Source organism: Psychrosphaera saromensis (assembly GCF_002954545.1).
Classification (GTDB): Bacteria; Pseudomonadota; Gammaproteobacteria; order Enterobacterales; family Alteromonadaceae; genus Psychrosphaera; species Psychrosphaera saromensis.
Genome location: NZ_MSCH01000003.1, coordinates 380,369 through 397,910, shown reverse-complemented (window position 1 = coordinate 397,910; position 17,542 = coordinate 380,369). Strand labels below are relative to the sequence as shown.

Sequence of the window (17,542 nt, the reverse complement as noted above, 5' to 3'; positions counted from 1 at the left end):
ATCGCTAATAATACCTTTAGCTATGCTGTGAGATGTTAGTTAACTACATCCGTTATTTTTATTAATTAATCAACTAACTAACGACTAATCACCAATTAATCAGGGCTTAACTTGATATGGCGCTGTGTTTTTATAAATTGACCAATTAGCCACTATATCGTCAACCACAATACTACCGACTGAGTAAGCCGACTCTAGTGATGAAGTCATCCCTGCAAAGCCATTTTCACCACTTTCCAGTTTTAAGTTTTCCGCTGCCGATAAACTATCTGGTGGCATGCTGTAGTTACTCGCCGTTCTTAGCACCATAAAGCGACTTTTGTCTGCTTTACCAGCTCGGTCTAAATAAACTAAAGATTGATACGTGCCTGTATCTTCCATGCCAGATGTAACATAGTTTGCTTCACCGTCACTCCAAAATTTAGACCATGAATTTGCCCACTCATTAAGTAACTTGCCATGCCAAAATGTAGATGCAGCAACGTGGTCACCTTTTAAAACAAACGGTGGTAATTGAGCTTTTGGATAATTAACGTATTTAGCTCTGAGTTTTTGCATCGCAGGGTAATCTGTTAGCGGAGTATCTTTGGTTAGTTGATAAGCCCATTCAGCCAGTTCGCCATTGATTTTATACACTTCGCCAGCTGATTTATGGCTCGTATCTTTCACGGTTTTGTCTGTATATGGGCCATGTGAGAACAGCGGGAAAAATCCAGTGTTCCAATCTTTAGGTATTTCACGAGTATCAATTTCATGGGCTAAATCACCATCTACTAACCAAGTTGCCCATACCGCAGAGCCGATTGATGCATCATGTGGATCAACGCCAGCAATCCCTGCAACCAACCAATATGCTTTGGTTAGATCAAAACGAGGGTCAAGTCCTAATGCCATTATTGCTGAGGCAGAACGCGCGGTTCCCATCCCAGTGACCATACCTAAAACACCAGTGTCTTCATTGTAATATAAGTCATGAAAAGACTGTGGAAATGGATACCGAGTATCTAATTTCTGGCCTTGTTTCCACATTTGAAATTCACCGGCTTTATCGCCAGAGTCTTCACCAATTTCAAACATGTTCACCACCACGACTTTAACTTCGATAGGGCTATTTTGTTGGCTTGTAGCTGATGTATTTTGGTTGCATGCACTAAGCAGCGCCGTTAAACCAAAAAATAAACATAATCGATAGGAATACTTCATTATATTTCCTCATATATTAATTGTTGTGAACGTCATTAAAAGCTAAAAAAGCGAAACATATTGGTTATATGCTTCGCTTTGTCTTAGAGCTGAGCTCTTATTTTTAACATCATAATTAAAAATTTACAGCTTAAAAGTTGTACGTGAACTTAGCTTGAACGCTACGAGGTAGCTCAGGTAAAACAACTGCACTACCAAATAAGTCAGGGAAGTTTGCACGGTAGTAAGTTTCATCAGTTAAGTTTTTAACGTTAAGACTCGCTGACCATGTATCCGCCTGATACAACACACCTGCATTTACTAAAGTATAAGCAGGAAGTAACACAGCTTGTGAATAACCTGAATAGGCCGAATCTACATCAATAACACTGGCGTTGGCTGAAAATCCATTTTGGAAATCATAACTAGCCGTGAAAGAGTAAATGTTTTCTGGAATACCAGCTTTAAGGCCTTCAGGGTTATTGCTACTAGGATTTGGACCGCCAACTACACCACCATAAGCAAGTGAAGGTTCAACTAATGGCATATCTTCAGCACCGAAGAAACCATATTGACCACCATCTTCTATCGCGGTTAAATTCATCACTTTAACATTGGTATAACCTGCAGATACAACTAAGTCATCAGTCACTACCCAACGCACTTCAAGCTCAGTCCCTTCGGTTTCTGTTACGTTATTTAGTGTAGTCGATTGTGCTTTGGTATCTGTACGTTCTTGCTTGTAGTTTGAAAGTGCAAAGTAAAGAGAGTCTTCTAAGAATGTACCTTTAACACCATATTCCATTAAGGTAGATTTATCGAAAACGCCACCTGAGTATATAGCGCCGGTTTTAATCTCAGCACCTTGGCCAACAATAATAGTCGACTGTTCAGCTGCTGTGATATATGGAATTAAACCAATATCAAATTTGTACGAAAGACTGGTGTTCCAAGAAATACCATCAACCGTATCTTCAGCATCTACAGGTGCTGTAATATCAGCAGCTGTATAGTTGGCAGAGTCGGCACCAAAGTCATTTAATAAGTATTTACCATCGTCAGAAGTAATAACAAAACCAGAACCATAGTTTCCTAGTAATAATTTATCGACGTCGGTGTGGCTTTCCATATCAAATGAGTCGTAACGTGCACCAAGAACAAGATTTAAACCTGACTCCCAAGTTAAGTCGACCATAGCGGCAAAACCAATGTCTAGGTAATTACCTTCGTACCACTCGGTGTAATCATCATCAATTGACGTTGCTAACAAACGACGGTCAAGTGAACCTGAAGCCATTGTTAAGTCACGACGGTCAAAGTATTCATTCTTCCAGTCTTCACCATGCTCAAAATCAACATAACGCAATGACGGTGATATTTGTATTTGCGCTACCATGTCATCAAGTTCTAATTCAGTAGAGAAAACGATTTTATCTTCTATTACCCAGCTATCGTGATATTGAGAAAACCCGTAGGCATTTTCATTGTTATTCTCGTATCCTTCATAAAACAATTGGTTTTTAATTTCCCAACCGTTGTCTGTGTAATACATAGCATCAAAATACAATGTTTGAACGGTATTGGTCAGTTCATCATCTTCTGCTACTAATACCTGGCTAGGATCTAATGTTGTTGTACCAACATTTTCTAAAGCCATAATCGCTGGAATAAGATCCGCCGTTGTTTGATTCATTGGCACTTGCCAAATATATTGATCAACCCCCGCTGCATTATATTCTTGATGCGAGATATAAGTGTCGCCATCTGTGTCTAGTGGTTGCGCTGTACCGGTAATATAAGTACCGTTATCAACTAAATCTTGAGTAAGTCGATTCCAACCAGCAACTTGATTGCCATCGTAATCATGGTACATACCGCCAAATTCAAAACGAAGATTGTCGGCTACATCAATGTTAAATGCCGCTTGTAATACAGTTTGATCTGTTTTTGTATTTTCGTAAAAACTACCAGAGTTTTCAATTTCACCGTATAAGTAAAAACCAGCATCTTTACCCGCAACTTTGGTTGGTCCGCCGATTTCTGCGGTAATTACATTTTTATCCCAACTTCCTGTTGTATAAGAAAAGCCGCCAGTGTTTTCATCTAAATATTGACCACCGCTAGCGCGTGCAGATTTAGGGTTAAAGTTTAAGTAACCGCCTATTTTGGCCGGACCATAAATAGGTGATGCTGGGCCTCGTACAATATCAACTCGGCTTGACGCTCCAATTGGTGTTGGGTAATTACCTGGGTTATCTAGACGTTTAACACCACGAAAATAAGTTTCACCTGGCGTACCACGGACATCTAACGATCCTGCAACACCAAAGAAAGATTGGGTAAATGTACCAGGTGCAAAAGCAACTAATTCATCTATGTCACTAACACTAAAACGTTCCATCTGCTCTTGGCTGATGGTTGAGGCAGAACGAGGGGTTTCTAAAATTGACTTACCAAAACCAAATACCGACTCAACAGCTTGTCCAGGAAGGCTGCCTAGAGAGCCTCTCACTTCAATTTTTTCAATTTCTTTATCGGTTGGTTCTTCTGCTTCATCTGCCGCGAAAGTATTCGCTGACATACTAAGGCTTAACGCAATAGCAGAAGCAAGGTAAGTGGTTTTATATGCACGTAATGACATAATAGAATATTCCCCTAAATTTTTATCGAAAGTACTAGCTCGATGGCCAGTTTCAGTTAGTTTTTATTATTTTATTAGGCTAACTAAAGCAGAATTAATGCCATTTAGTTGACTCAAGTGTCAACTCTGTTTTTCTCTTCTAAGGAGTTGTTTTTGTTGGTTAATTTATTAGGTGGGAAACTTGGTGTGTATACTAAAAAGGTTTGGGGAGTAGACTGTTCAGCACTAGATTGGAGCAATTGCACTAAGCTAGTGCTAACGTGTAGCTAATGCTTTATTAATAGTGCTATTTGAATTAATAGCACTATTGGACTTTCTCGTTAGCGCTTTTTATTAATGTTTCACTAACGAACTGGGAGTTAGCTATTACTATTTATAGTCGCCCTCAAGGTAACGATAAAACGCTGGGTTTACCCATACATCTTCGCTGGAAATAATCACGTCGGTTTGTGATAAATTGCTTTTAATCAAATTTAAGATGCTGGTTAAATCAGCGGGTAATACAAGTGTAGATGCGACAAATCCGTCAGCTTGTAACGAGATTCTTTTAACTGGCATAAAAGATTGCTGAGGAGCAAACGTGCGGTAAAAAGGCTGCCACCAAGCGTTTTTAATTAATCCAGTTTCATCGTCACTGTCTTTTTTGGCATATTGATTAATTAAAGGCATAAAGCGTAGTTGTTCTGCGTTATCTGCAAAGGTAAATCGCACATCGTATTCTTTGGCTATTCGTACTCTCGATATTTTCTCGTCAGGCTGAATATCTTGCCAATCATCACGAATATTAAAGGCTGATTCTTTTGCAATAACTTGCCAGATAAAATCAATATTACTAATGGTTAATAGACTAATTAACTGTTTTGCGTGTATCAAAGAACTATGACCATAAAGGATAATGTTGTCACCAGTCTCATTTGATGTAACCAACGTTTGTTCTTTAACATTGTAACCTTGCACAATTTTTTGGCTTACCAATTGATTCAATAACAATGTTAGCGAAGATGGGACGCTTGGATAATCAATGGATAAAGGCGCTAGAGCTTCACAGTCATTTACTGACGTTGATTGCTTGCTATCGTTAGTACTAATGTCGATACAACCTAATGCCGTTAATAACAGAGCTGACTGTTTTTCTTCTTGGCTCCATTGTGCGTAATCTACATCGGCGACAGTTTTTAAAGCTGCTTTATTGTTTTCTAGGTTAATGGTACTGGCTACCTCAGTTAGCTGGGCATTAGCGACTACTTGAGTATAAGATTTGTCAGCTTGGGTACAACTGATTAAAAATAAGCTGATAAATACGATGGTTAGCTGTTTTAAATTAGCTCTTTTGCAAGTAAAAGTACTCTGGTTAAAAATGAGCTGATTAAAGGTGCGGTTGCTAAATAAATGGTGACTAAATACATTTTTCATAAAAGGCAGCCTAATGAGTTAATTGTGGATATTGACGGCGAATGAACTGATTTAACACCGCGGGCTTCTGCAAACTGCTTGCCCCGCTTTGTTTAAAGTTTTGCTCAAACGTCTTCATGTTTTGCTGATATTTATCAAGCATAGCCTGTTTTGTTTGTGGGTCTAAAAAGCTATATTTGAGTGAGTTGTTACTCAGGGTTAGCACTTCTTGCCAGGACAAGTTAAAGGTTTTAACCGCAATAAAGAATTCATCGGTTAAGTTTGAATGAAACATCCCACGGTCATCGGTTGATAAAGCCACTGGAATACCAGTGCGTAGATACTCAGGGAAAGGATGTTGTTTAAACTCATCAACGTATTCCAATAACAAGTTGCTGACCAAGTTTATTTCGATTAAATAATGGTTATGACGCATTAGTAATAAAGTTTGTGGGTCGCCTAATAAATTAACGCCATGACCAATTCGGTCTGCGCCTAGCAGTAATGTATCTCTGATATGAAAGTTTGGTTCATCTACTTCTCCTGCATGAATAGTTAGTGCAATTGCAGGGTATTGTTGTCTTAGTTCACGTAAGGTTGCTAAAAATCGTAGTGGATGACCTTTGCCATTATCTTCACGGCCAACCATGTTAATGCCCACATACATGTCACGATTTTGATCAACAAATTTATAGATGTCAGTTAGTTGTTGTTCTGCATTAGGCGTAAAGCGTAATAGTTGGTAAATCAGCTTAACTTCAACACCAGTTTGTTTGGCATCGTCTTGAGCTAAACGTTGTTTAAGGATGGTTAATGCTTTCTCTTGGCTTTGCGGTTTTCCTTTCGGTGTTATAAAGCCAGCCACATTAAATTGACTTTCAAGGTAGATAACACCTTCATTGGCAAACGCTTGCATATTACGTACTAGTAATTCCGCTGCGATATATGGATTGTCTGACAACTCATTTAAACGTTGCCAATGGGTTTGGAAAAACTCATCTCGGCCTTCGTAGTCTTTATCTAACCATATACTTTGTTCCCAGGCTTTTTTTTCTGCGTTGGTTAATTTACTAATTTCTTTATAATTTTTTTGTTCACAAGCACTAAGCTTTTCATAAGTGTATTCACTTATATTCACAAAAGTTAATGTTGGAGAACCATAACCAAATGTATTTTGGCCATAACCTTGGCATAAGGTTAATTTTGTTTTTGTGTAATAACGATAACCGCCATTGAGCTGAGTATTAGTCGCAAGTTCATACCACCAACGAGGGAAGTTACTGCCGCTTGCATGATGATGCAAGTCGGCACCTTTAGGCATGTTATATAAAAAGTCATAAAGCTGTTTGTCAGAGGCTTGCTGTTTAAATTTGTTAAACCAATTGGCATTGGTTTGTTTTTTTTCAGACAGTTCTCCCGACGTTGCTGCAACGGCAAAGCTTTGACAGAATATTAATGAGCTAGCCACTAGAGCCAAACTTGTGAAATATTTTAATGATGAAAACATGCTTATCCTTTTGTTCTATAAGGCGGAGGTTTAAAGCTTGCACCTACTTACACTGTTGGTAATTTAGTATTCAGTTTTTACAACTGATACATATTCAGTGAAAGTTATCATAAGTGTCAGCTTTTATAAGTGATTTAACTTCACCAGTGGCAATAAACTAATAATATTCATCTGTTGAGTGGCTGATAAATGTTGACATAAATGTCAGGGTTTGTGAGTTTGTTAGCATAAAACAGAATCCTTTATCGGTAAAACAATCGCCGAATTGAAGACTCCATTAATGCAATTGGTATAACAAAGAGAACTAAAGTTATGAAACAAGTTGATGAAACTTACGACAATGAGCCCAAAAGCGTAGGTTTTTTAGAACGCTGGTTTAAGCTTTCTGCAAATAATACCACGGTAAAAACCGAAATTATGGCGGGCATTACCACGTTTGTAACTATGTCTTACATTATGTTTTTAAACCCAATTATCATGTCAAATTCAGGTATGCCATTTGATGGACTATTTCTAGCCACTTGTATTGGTGCCGCTATAGCTACTATTTTTATGGGTATGTATGCGAACTGGCCAGTTGGCCTTGCGCCGGGCATGGGCTTAAATGCATTTTTCACTTTCACTGTGGTTGGTGCTATGGGTTATAGCTGGGAAATTGCCTTGGGAACGGTATTTCTCTCTGGTGTATTGTTTGTCTTAATGAGTGTGACTCGCCTAAGGGAATGGATGCTAGATAGTATTCCCATGAGTTTGCGCTTGGCAATGACAGCAGGTGTTGGTTTATTTCTTGGTTTTGTTGGTTTGCGTTTTACCGGTATTGTTGTTGCTAATCCAGATAACATAGTTTCTATTGCTGACCTTACCCACTTTGGTTTTGGTGAGTTTGGTCCTGAAGCACCAGCGCTTGGTTTTTTAAGCTTCTTACTGATCGCTATCTTAAGTTATCGGAAAGTGTTTGGTGGTGTTCTTATTGGAATTGCTGCCACTACCTTAATTGCATTTATTATGACTTGGGTTTTACCTACTGATTTCTTTGTTGTATCTGAAGCCGCTAAGTCGTTCGCACCTGCCACTGGTTTTGTCAGTTACAACGGCTTATTAGCAATTCCAGAATTTTCTGCACTTGAGCCTATTTTATGGAAAGCTGACATTGTTGGTGCTTTTCAGGTAGCTTTAATACCAGTCATAGTGACTTTCTTATTTGTTAATATATTCGATACTGCAGGCACCTTAATGGGCGTTGCTGAGCGTGCTAAGTTACAAGATAAAAATGGCAAGATTAAAGGCTTAAGTAAGTCACTGAAAGCCGATTCAATTTCATCGGTGATCGGTACCGCTTTCGGTTGTCCACCGGTGACATCTTATGTTGAGTCTGCCGCTGGTGTTTCTGTTGGTGGGCGCACAGGCTTAACCGCAGTAACGATAGGTTTGTTATTTGCTGTCGGTGTATTCTTTTTACCACTAGCTAGAATGCTGCCGGGATTTGCCGTTGATGGCGCACTTATTTATGTGGCCATGTTGATGATGAGTTCTTTAAAGGGACTAGACTGGGATGACTTAACTGAATACGCACCAGCTGTCTCTACCACAGTAATGATGGCGTTTACCTTTTCTATCTCCAATGGCATCGCGTTTGGCTTTATTACTTATACCGTACTCAAAGTTGGGACGGGTAAGTCTAACCAAGTGTCATTGGGCGTGTGGGCGCTAACGGCGTTGTTTGTGCTGAAGTTTATGTTTTTGCATGAATAAGGGAGCTGGTTTTCTTTTTAAGATCTAAGGCAAGGGCTTAAGATCTTAAAATCAAAAGATTGTGTCACCTGCGGGTTAATATTCTAGTTTTATAATGTAATTGCTAAATTCCCCTTTTATGAATTTTAGGGGGCGCCCTTTATGCAGGTTGTCAGTTTTGGCTTTTTAAAATAGCTCACAAATAAAAACACCACACTCCTTAATTTGACAGTTAGTTAAACTCCTAGATAAACTTCATTTAAAGTGGGTGGCAATGTAAAAAAGGAGAGTACTTGTTTGAGTATTATTTTGTCTCTTTATCGATATAAGCAAGTCATTCAAAAGGATTAAGTTATTCATGCGCTATTTAACGGCTTTATTCGTTATTGTTTTTCTTTCCGTGGTTATTTCCACCTGCTCAACAGAACCTAACGTCATTGAATCGCCAGAGGCTTATTCTGGTTTAGGGGATAATCAAGTTTATGTTGTTAGTCACGGCTGGCATACCTCATTAATCGTTCCAACCATTAACGCTACCGCTGAACTTCCTGAATTGGCTGTCCGGTTTCCCCGCAGTTCGTATATTGAATTTGGTTGGGGCGATAAAGGCTTTTACCAAGCGAAAGAGATCACCGCAGGTTTAGCGTTGCAGGCTATGTTAATGCCAACGGATTCGGTGGTTCATGTGGTAGGAATTAATAAGGAAGTGGCTAAGTTCTTCCCTGAAAGCGACATAGAATTATTGTTACTAACCGATGACGAAATAGCATTATTAATGCAATTCATCTCAGCTAGCTTTGCTAGGGATAGTCAGGACTCACTAATATCAACTCAATTAGGGCTTTATGGTGATAGCCAATTTTACCAAGGCGTCGGCAATTATTATTTAATGAATACCTGCAATAAGTGGACAGCTAAAGGCTTGAAGAGTTTTGGTATGGATATTTCAATCATGTTTAAATTATCATCCGATAGCATAATGGATTATGTAAAGGCGCAAAAACGCTAGTGGCGATTAAAGTAATTAAATGAGTGATTAATTTAGAGCTAGTGGGGATAAGTCTTTAAAGCGGAAAATGGTGCCCCCTCCCTGACTCGAACAGGGGACCTGACGATTATGAGTCGTATGCTCTAACCAACTGAGCTAAGGGGGCATTCCATTTGTTCTCAATTGCAAAAATAGTTTCTTGCTGAAAACGGCAGGGAGTATAAGCAATGTTGTTTTGCTTGTCACTCCCTGTTTTTTGTTTTTCGCTTTATTTGCTTATTGTTTAATCAATTGTTTTGTTTTTCAGCTAAAAAGCTATTTTATATAGTGCTATTTGCATAGTTCCTTATTAGCTCTGCTGCATGTTACTGTTTTTTTTATAGCTGCTTTTATGCTTCTTAATTGTAAAATGAGCTATAAAAATCTGCAGGTATGAGCATCTTTTCACAATCCTTTCACCGTGACTTTCTGTTTTTACATTGAGCTTGTACGGCTTTTAATACAATTGGTAACTGTATATTGGTAAGTTAATGACTATTTTTTGATAAAATATCAGTATGTTAAGCACGTTATCGATATAATGCTTGTGTATTCTATGGGCTAAAGATTAAAATTCGCCCTCGTTTTTATGCTAATTCAGTTACTAGTGATAACGGCTGTTTGGATTATTGCCAATACTAGGTTATAAAACGACTCTAGTATTTTTTTATGATTAAAATTCAGCCAAGGTTGGATTTTTTATAAAATTAGCCGATAGAGTTCTACTAACTATTTTTAATCTAATAAAATAATAATAAATATAAAAAGGTTTTCTTTGTCTGATATTAATTTTTCACAGGATGGTATGGCTATTTCTATTGAAATAGATTGCCATGCGAAGAGTCCCATCTTTGAGGTTGCTGATTTACTGAAAGCGCATGCGGACAGTACATTCTATAAAACCTATGTGAAAAAAGAATCATTGTTCGAGCTTGTTGAGTCGGTTAATGAATTAGTTATGGAAATTAAGAACGGTGTAAATCAGCCAAGGAAGTTTACGCGTGACTTTGCTGAAGTTAGAGATGCCGTTGTTACTATTAAAGTTTCAGCTGACAAAATGTCGGCTAAAGCCCAGGTTGAAATGCCTTGGGGCGGAAAAATTGCCAGCGTTGATGATATTAAAAAAGCCTGCAAAAGCAAAAGAGTAAGCTTTGGTCTAAAACGTTCTCGAGTTGAGGCTTTACTGGAAAATAGTTTTGATGCCCACCCTGGTGAAATTTTTGACTCTGTTATTGCTGTAGGTAAAGAACCTAAGCATGGTAAAAATGCCAAATTTAAACCTCTTGTAGAATTGTTCTCCGATAAAATCCGTAAACCAACCGAAATGGCCGATGGCAAAGTAGATCTTAAAGACTTAGGTGATATAGATACGGTTAAGCCGGGCGAAAAGATTTATCAAAAAACACCACTTACAGCGGGTGTCGACGGGCGTAATGTCTTAGGCGAAACGTTAAAAGCCAATCCTGGGAAAGACGTCAGGATGGAAGTGACTTCCGGTACTCTTGTTGACCCAGAAAATGAAAATATATTACTGGCAAACAAAGAAGGTTTGGCACGATTAATTGATAATCGTATGGAAGTTGACGATGTATACACGTTAACTGAATTAACGCCAAAACAAGGCCACGTTAGATTTAACGGAACTGTGATTATACTTGGTGATGTTTCACCAGAAATGAAAATTATCGCCTCTGGTGATGTACTTATATCGGGTTTTGTTGAGTCCGCAAGCATACGTTGTCGTGGTGAATTAACGGTTTTATCTGGCGCTTCAGGTAAGTCGTTAGATGAAGAAGTTGATGGGCGCAGAAATAACTGTTTATTAGAGTCGGGTAACCGAGTAAATGTTGCCTTTGCCAATCATGTAGATGTAGTGGCAAAGCGTGATGTGTTTATACATAAACAAATATCGCATTGTAATGTGACAGCCGCTTCTATTGTTGTCGGTAAAGGACGAGTGCCTCGCGGTAAGATCATTGGCGGGCATTACAATATTAGTAAGTATATTGAAGCTGGTCATTTAGGTGCGCCGTCAGATACGGTTACTCATATTTCCATGAATAGAACTTATGATGTATTTAAGCAAAAAGAAGATAGCTTCTGGCAGCAAATAGAAGAGTTACAAGAAAGACAAGAGTTGTTACAAGCTAATATGCCTTCTTTAGTTGGTGGCGCTCAAAAAGATGCAGCCAAAGCTGAAATGGTTCAATTAGAGAATAAAATAAATAAAACCATAAATTACCGTAAAACGTTAGGTCAACGTCGTCGTGAATATATGGAAAATGTTGTGGTTAAAGTTAATCACACTTTGTATGGCGGTTTATACTTTGACTTCGGCAGTAAAGGTATTACAAACACAGTTCGTAAAGGACCTTCAATCGTTAGAATAGAAGACTTTCAATTAGTTATTGAAGCTAAATAACTTTTTACTTTTCAGCATTAACGCAATTTATTAGCCGTAAAACCCTCCTCGTTAAAACCCTCTGTAAAACTTTGTAACAACCTAATTATAGAGATGCTTTGGCAAACCGACGCTTTTCTTTTATATTCGACCCATAGTAAAAATAGATTGGATAAAAAAATGGAAAGCGAAACCACCAAAATTTTGGTTGTTGATGATGACATGCGCTTGCGTAGCTTGTTAGATCGTTACTTAACAGAACAATCTTTTATCGTAAGAAGTGCTTCTAACTCAGAGCAAATGAACCGTTTATTAGAACGAGAAAACTTTCATTTAATTGTCTTAGACCTAATGTTGCCTGGCGAAGATGGCTTATCTATTTGTCGTCGTTTACGCCAAAATAACAATCAAATTCCAATTATTATGTTAACGGCCAAAGGTGATGAAGTTGACCGTATTATTGGCCTTGAGCTGGGCGCTGATGATTATCTGGCTAAACCGTTTAATCCAAGGGAGTTATTAGCCAGAATAAGAGCCATCCTTCGTCGTAAATCAAAAGATGTTCCTGGCGCTCCAACGATGGAAGAAGAAGAAGTTAGCTTTGGCGAGTTCACGCTAAACTTAGCCACCCGTGAAATGCATCATGGTAGTAAAATAATGCCATTAACCAGTGGCGAGTTTGCTGTTTTAAAAACGCTGATCAGCCACGCTAGAGAACCTTTGTCTCGTGACAAGTTAATGAACTTAGCCCGTGGCCGAGATTACTCAGCTCTGGAAAGAAGTATAGATGTACAAGTTAGTCGTTTACGTAAGATGATTGAAGAGGACCATACCAAACCAAGATATATACAGACGGTTTGGGGCGTTGGTTATGTATTCATTCCCGACGGAAAAGGTTAGTCTGCATTTTATCCCGCCTCGTTATGCCAACTCATGTGAGTTGGCCTTTATCCAAATTGAAATGAAGTTGTTATGAAATTATTGCCTAAGAGCTCTTTTGGTCAGACCGTTTTTTTAGTTGGCTCACTACTACTCATTAACCAAATTGTGTCCTTGGTGAGTGTCTTGTTTTACGTCATTGAGCCAAGTTACCAACAAGTGAATAACTTATTAGCTAAACAAGTTAAAGTATTGTTCATTCCCGATACCCAAGGGATAAAAATTCCTAGACAATTATCCAATGAATTTATTGAAACCACACAAATTGAAGTCCTGACTCACCAGCAAGCTGAAGATAAGGGCCTGTTACAAGCTAAAATTTATCCATATTTTTCAGAGCAAATGTCAAAGCAGTTAGGTGGTGAAACGGAAGTAAGAATATCAGAAGGTGAGAATTATTATTTTTGGGTCAAAGCACCTCAAGCGCCAAATTATTGGGTGCGATTACCTTTGGATGGGTTGGAAGAAAGAAACCTTTCGCCTTTCACTATTTATTTAATTGCCATTGGTATTTTAAGTGTGGCTGGTGGTTGGGTTTTTGCTCGTCAATTAAATAGACCGCTTAAGTCATTGGAAAGTGCTGCGAAAGAAGTCGGTCAAGGTGATTTTCCAGAGCAACTGAAAGAGATAGGTTCAACTGAAATTGTGGCGGTGACACGTGCATTTAATCAGATGTCAGCGGGCATTAAACAATTAGAAAAAGATAGAAGTTTGTTAATGGCCGGGGTTTCTCATGACTTGCGAACGCCATTAACACGAATTAGATTGGCCACGGAAATGATGGGGCCTAATGAAGATTACTTAAAAGATGGTATCGTTAACGATATTGAAGATATGAATATGATCATCGATCAATTTATTGCTTTTATTCGTCACCATAAAGAAGAAGCGCTAGTTGCAACAGACGTAAATGCGTTACTAAACGATGTACTTGAGTCAGTGAAGTTAAATAAACAACGAGAATTTGAAACCTCTTTTGATCAAAGAGTGAAAGCTCAAATGATACGACCGATTGCCATTAAGCGAGTGTTCACTAACTTGTTAGAAAATGCGCTTAGATACTCAGATGATAAAGTATTGATTGAAACTGGGTTGGATGAAAAAACCAATATGTTTTATTTTTCAGTTTCAGATTTTGGGCCGGGTATTACAGAAGACGATGTGAGTAAGTTATTTGAACCATTTTACCAGGGTGATATCGCTCGTGGCGGAGAAGGCAGTGGTTTAGGTTTAGCGATTATTAAAAAGATAGTTGATTCACACCATGGTGAGGTAATTTTGAAAAATCGAGTCCAAGGTGGTTTAATGGCAAAAGTCACATTGCCGATAATAAAAGTCACTTAGTGGCAGATTAGTATAATTTTAGTTAGTGTTTGCTAACCTAAAATAATGAAGTAGACGTGTTAGTTATTTAATTACTGGAGGAAAGTATGTCAGGACAAGGTTCAACAGGTAACGTATTAGCCGCATTATGTAATGTATTTATTCCTGGGCTAGGGCAGCTCATTCAAGGTAATGTTTTATCTGCAATTGTTATATTTATGCTAGTTACTATCGGTTATGCATTATGGTTTTTAATTGTTCCTGTTATTTTTGCTGGACTTATACACTTGTGGTCTATTTATGATGCCGCGATGTTTAAGCCTGACTCTTATTTTGAAAGGTAGCCGGACTTAGTTATAAATTACTTTCAATAAGCAATAAAAAAGCCAATGAATACATTGGCTTTTTTATTGGCGGAAATAACCTAATACTGTTTAGAACTTACCTCTTACACCTATATGTAATCCTCTTGCTGGTAACAAGGTCACGTCTTTTAAGTACGAGCTATGCACACGAGCAGCTACATTAAATACGTTTCTGATATTAGCAAACGCGGTCATGTCTTGTTGTCCCATTTGGAAATAATACGCCATGTCTATATCTGTCATGTTGTATGAGTCAGTTTCTGTTTCAAGTGGCGCTAGTTTATTTTGTGCAGCATAAAACATGTTGTTAATACCCATGTCCCAATTGTCGCCTTGATAGTTAACACTAACGCCAACTCTGTTTGGTGGAATACGCGGTAAGTACTCACCATTTGTTAATTTGGCGATAATAGAGTCAGCTTGTAATACCAATTTTAATTCAGGCGATAACTGCCATTTAAACTGGCTTTCTATGCCGTAAAATTTGGCATTAGCAACTTGTGTATTATAAACCGGTAAGTCACTTTCTTCGTGCTCATGTTCTTCTTCGTGACCTTCATCATCATGCTCTTCTTCATCGTGGTGCTCGTCTTCGTCATGTTCAGTTAAATCAGATGACATTAAGCCGGTTTGCTTTGAGTAGTAAAAGTTATCGATGGTGTTGTAAAACACGTTAACGATAAAACCAAAGTCACCATTAAATTTACGTAAGGTTAATTCAGCATTGGTGGCGGTTTCTAACTCTGTTGGCTCTGTGGATAACACAAGTTCGTTATGTTGATCGTCTTCATCAAACTCAATTGCATACACCGAACCCACTTCAAAGCTGCCTGTGCCTATATGAGCACCATAAGAGAATAGTTCACTTGCACTTGGCGCACGCTCAGAACGAGTTAAAGAAACACCAAGGTTATAACCTTTTGTGAAGTCCCATACTATTCCGCTGGATAAACTAACAGGCGTAAAGTCATAAGTGTTTTTTGTGTCAGCAATAGAAGATGAAGATAAATCCGCTTCTATTTCTATCGACTCTACTCTCGCGCCCAATTGTAATAAAACCGAACCTAGGTGTTTCTCTTCCAGTAAGGCAACTGATTTACTCTCTGTCACTGATGCTGGCGTAAATGCCTCTTCACCTATGGCTGAAAAATCAGAGTGTTTGTATTCAAAAGAAAGCGCTGCATGCCAGCCAGCCATTTCCGCTAGGATAAGGTCAGACTTTAGCTGTGACGTTTTGTTTTTAAACTCTGTGGCTCTTTCGCCATTTTCAAGTTCTGCGTGTTGGTAGTCAGTAAAGCCGAATTTTGTTTGTAGGCCAGTAACAAAGGAATGATTAAATTCAAATTCACTTAGCACTTGTACTCGGTTTTGAGTCATGTCGCCTTGTACTAGTTCTTCTTCGTGCTCTTCTTCCTCGTGATCTTCCTCTTCTTCTTCCTCATGAGTATGTCCTGGGATGCCGTATAAACGATTAAGTTGTCCAAAAGATACACCGACAAATCCAGAGTCTAATAGGTAACTTGCTCCAACATTAAAACCATCAGCGTCGGATGCTGTGTTTGCCAAGGTGCCGTCAAACTCTTCTTCGTGCTCCTCATGTTCCTCGTCGTCATGATGCTCTTCTTCATCATGAGCCTCAGCTTCTTCTGGGATTTTATAGTCGTCACCTGAACGAGTGAATGCATCAAAATGCACAGCTACATTATCAAAACCTTGCGCTGCTAGTCCGGAACTAAAGTTAACACTCGCTTCGTTCTCATTGGCTACTGTGTTGTGTGATACCTGATAATCTGCTTCAAAGTCATCATTGGTTGGTACACGGTTATCAACAACATTCACTACACCGCCAATCGCACCATTACCAAATAATAAAGTGGCAGGGCCTCGTAAAATTTCGATTTGTTTAACCGTTGATGTTTCAGTTGATACTACGTGATCAGGACCGACTCGTGATGCGTCAGAGGCATCTAAGCTGTTTTGAGTGATCATGACACGTGGACCATCTAAACCACGAATAATTGGACTTGAGCTTACTGGGCCAAAGTAGCTTGAATGTACACCTAATTCAGACTTTAACGTGTCGCCTAAAGTAGAAGAATGTTTGTTACGTAGCTCTTCGTCGGAAATAACCGAAATAGCTGACGCCGATTCTATAGTGGAAGAATGTAATGGCGATGCATACACATCAATCTGCTCCATAACACTCGACACCATCTCAATTTGCATTGGTTTGTTGGTGTCCAGAGGTTGTGTCAGGACAATGTTTTTGTGCTGATAACCTTTTGCACTTATGTGCAACTCAAAACTTTTATTTGAGTTTTTATTCTCTAGTTGCAGAACAAAATGACCGTTTTCATCGGTTAACTCTGCATGGTTGTGGCCATGAATTTCTACAGTTGCATTGGTTACAGGTACTTGCTGTTGATGTTTGTTTTTTGAATACACAACGCCAGATAAAGACTGGTTTGCGTATATTGGTAATACGATAAATAGTGCTAAAAAAGCACAAACTTGCTTGAACATAATATCCGCCTGAAAGGTGACTTATCGCTTTAATCTAAGATTAAATCTGTCACTAAAAAATTTACGAGCATAAGTTGGATGTTGATTGACAACTAACGCATTTAGAACGGCTTTGTTTGATGAAAGCCGAGCTAATTTGAGGTTTATTAATAAACCATTTGTAGGAATGTTTAGGCGATGAAAGGAGGAGCTCGAGCGTGACGAGTTTTGGAATATGTCTGTTTTGCAAAAGCAAAGGTACTTAATAATATCTGGTTATTATCATCAAAAACTTGGACTGCATATAAAGCGGGAATGATCACATCATCAATATAAGATGGGTGTGAACATATATCACATTGCTCAAGAGTATGATTTTGAGAAAGATGTGTTAATTGATGTTCAGACTGTAAAAAAGCAGTGTTTAATAAAACACTGATTAAGATAAGCCTAATTATAGTCATCAACTTGCTAGACATGAGTTTATAAATACTATTATTAATAGAAAAATATGGCCTTATGATACATTGTA

At 38.5% G+C, this 17,542-nt stretch carries 11 protein-coding genes, 1 tRNA gene and 1 pseudogene; 6 read left to right on the top strand and 7 right to left on the bottom strand.

All coding sequences use genetic code 11. The annotated features are described in order from the left end of the window. Positions 1–111: 111 nt before the first annotated feature. From BTO11_RS01770 to BTO11_RS01755, 4 genes and pseudogenes are all read right to left on the bottom strand, one after another. A pseudogene (locus BTO11_RS01770) lies at positions 112–1,203 on the bottom strand (cupin domain-containing protein); the annotation flags it as partial. Between the two features lie 130 nt (positions 1,204–1,333). After that, on the bottom strand, positions 1,334–3,823 hold the full coding sequence (locus BTO11_RS01765; RefSeq protein WP_105050963.1) for a TonB-dependent siderophore receptor: 2,490 nt from the start codon (positions 3,821–3,823) through the stop codon (positions 1,334–1,336). A 369-nt stretch (positions 3,824–4,192) separates the two neighbouring features. Further along, positions 4,193–5,236, bottom strand: a complete 1,044-nt coding sequence (locus BTO11_RS01760) for a hypothetical protein (RefSeq protein ID WP_105050962.1) — start codon at positions 5,234–5,236, stop codon at positions 4,193–4,195. A 10-nt stretch (positions 5,237–5,246) separates the two neighbouring features. Then, positions 5,247–6,722 carry an adenosine deaminase family protein gene (locus BTO11_RS01755; protein ID WP_105050961.1) on the bottom strand — a complete coding sequence of 492 codons (1,476 nt, stop codon included), beginning with the start codon at positions 6,720–6,722 and terminating at the stop codon, positions 5,247–5,249. Positions 6,723–7,034: 312 nt separating this feature from the next. Between BTO11_RS01755 and BTO11_RS01750 the strand changes: the two genes are divergently transcribed. Both BTO11_RS01750 and BTO11_RS01745 read left to right on the top strand, forming a co-directional pair. Continuing rightward, entirely contained in the window at positions 7,035–8,474 is a 1,440-nt protein-coding gene (locus BTO11_RS01750) for an NCS2 family permease (protein WP_105050960.1), read from the top strand. 337 nt (positions 8,475–8,811) lie between these two features. Continuing rightward, entirely contained in the window at positions 8,812–9,462 is a 651-nt protein-coding gene (locus tag BTO11_RS01745; RefSeq protein ID WP_105050959.1) for a TIGR02117 family protein, read from the top strand. Between the two features lie 68 nt (positions 9,463–9,530). On the opposite strand, the gene BTO11_RS01740 is transcribed toward BTO11_RS01745, so the two are convergent. Beyond that, a tRNA-Ile gene (locus tag BTO11_RS01740) sits at positions 9,531–9,607 on the bottom strand. A gap of 648 nt (positions 9,608–10,255) precedes the next feature. On the opposite strand from BTO11_RS01740, the gene BTO11_RS01735 reads away from it, so the two are divergent. From BTO11_RS01735 to BTO11_RS01720, 4 genes are all read left to right on the top strand, one after another. Next, positions 10,256–11,902, top strand: coding sequence for a flagellar assembly protein A (locus BTO11_RS01735; RefSeq protein WP_146105448.1), 1,647 nt, complete (start codon positions 10,256–10,258; stop codon positions 11,900–11,902). 159 nt (positions 11,903–12,061) lie between these two features. After that, entirely contained in the window at positions 12,062–12,781 is a 720-nt protein-coding gene (gene ompR, locus BTO11_RS01730; RefSeq protein ID WP_105050957.1) for an osmolarity response regulator transcription factor OmpR, read from the top strand. Between the two features lie 72 nt (positions 12,782–12,853). Then, complete coding sequence (gene envZ / locus BTO11_RS01725; RefSeq protein ID WP_105050956.1) at positions 12,854–14,164, top strand: two-component system sensor histidine kinase EnvZ; 1,311 nt, start codon at positions 12,854–12,856, stop codon at positions 14,162–14,164. Positions 14,165–14,250: 86 nt separating this feature from the next. Beyond that, the gene (locus tag BTO11_RS01720; RefSeq protein WP_105050955.1) at positions 14,251–14,487 is read left to right on the top strand and encodes a hypothetical protein; all 237 of its coding nucleotides are present in this window, start codon (positions 14,251–14,253) and stop codon (positions 14,485–14,487) included. Positions 14,488–14,577: 90 nt separating this feature from the next. On the opposite strand, the gene BTO11_RS01715 is transcribed toward BTO11_RS01720, so the two are convergent. Both BTO11_RS01715 and BTO11_RS01710 read right to left on the bottom strand, forming a co-directional pair. Next, a complete protein-coding gene (locus tag BTO11_RS01715; RefSeq protein ID WP_105050954.1) occupies positions 14,578–17,031 on the bottom strand; it encodes a TonB-dependent receptor in 2,454 nt (817 codons plus the stop codon). Between the two features lie 170 nt (positions 17,032–17,201). Then, positions 17,202–17,474, bottom strand: a complete 273-nt coding sequence (locus BTO11_RS01710; RefSeq protein WP_105050953.1) for a hypothetical protein — start codon at positions 17,472–17,474, stop codon at positions 17,202–17,204. Positions 17,475–17,542 lie beyond the last annotated feature (68 nt).

Excerpts from the sequence above, each read along its gene's own strand:
- BTO11_RS01710 (WP_105050953.1), bottom strand. The coding sequence starts at position 17,474 with ATGACTATAATTAGGCTTATCTTAATCAGTGTTTTATTAAACACTGCT.
- BTO11_RS01760 (WP_105050962.1), bottom strand. The coding sequence starts at position 5,236 with ATGAAAAATGTATTTAGTCACCATTTATTTAGCAACCGCACCTTTAAT.
- BTO11_RS01765 (WP_105050963.1), bottom strand. The coding sequence starts at position 3,823 with ATGTCATTACGTGCATATAAAACCACTTACCTTGCTTCTGCTATTGCG.
- ompR (WP_105050957.1), top strand. The coding sequence starts at position 12,062 with ATGGAAAGCGAAACCACCAAAATTTTGGTTGTTGATGATGACATGCGC.
- BTO11_RS01755 (WP_105050961.1), bottom strand. The coding sequence starts at position 6,722 with ATGTTTTCATCATTAAAATATTTCACAAGTTTGGCTCTAGTGGCTAGC.
- BTO11_RS01750 (WP_105050960.1), top strand. The coding sequence starts at position 7,035 with ATGAAACAAGTTGATGAAACTTACGACAATGAGCCCAAAAGCGTAGGT.
- BTO11_RS01720 (WP_105050955.1), top strand. The coding sequence starts at position 14,251 with ATGTCAGGACAAGGTTCAACAGGTAACGTATTAGCCGCATTATGTAAT.
- envZ (WP_105050956.1), top strand. The coding sequence starts at position 12,854 with ATGAAATTATTGCCTAAGAGCTCTTTTGGTCAGACCGTTTTTTTAGTT.
- BTO11_RS01715 (WP_105050954.1), bottom strand. The coding sequence starts at position 17,031 with ATGTTCAAGCAAGTTTGTGCTTTTTTAGCACTATTTATCGTATTACCA.
- BTO11_RS01745 (WP_105050959.1), top strand. The coding sequence starts at position 8,812 with ATGCGCTATTTAACGGCTTTATTCGTTATTGTTTTTCTTTCCGTGGTT.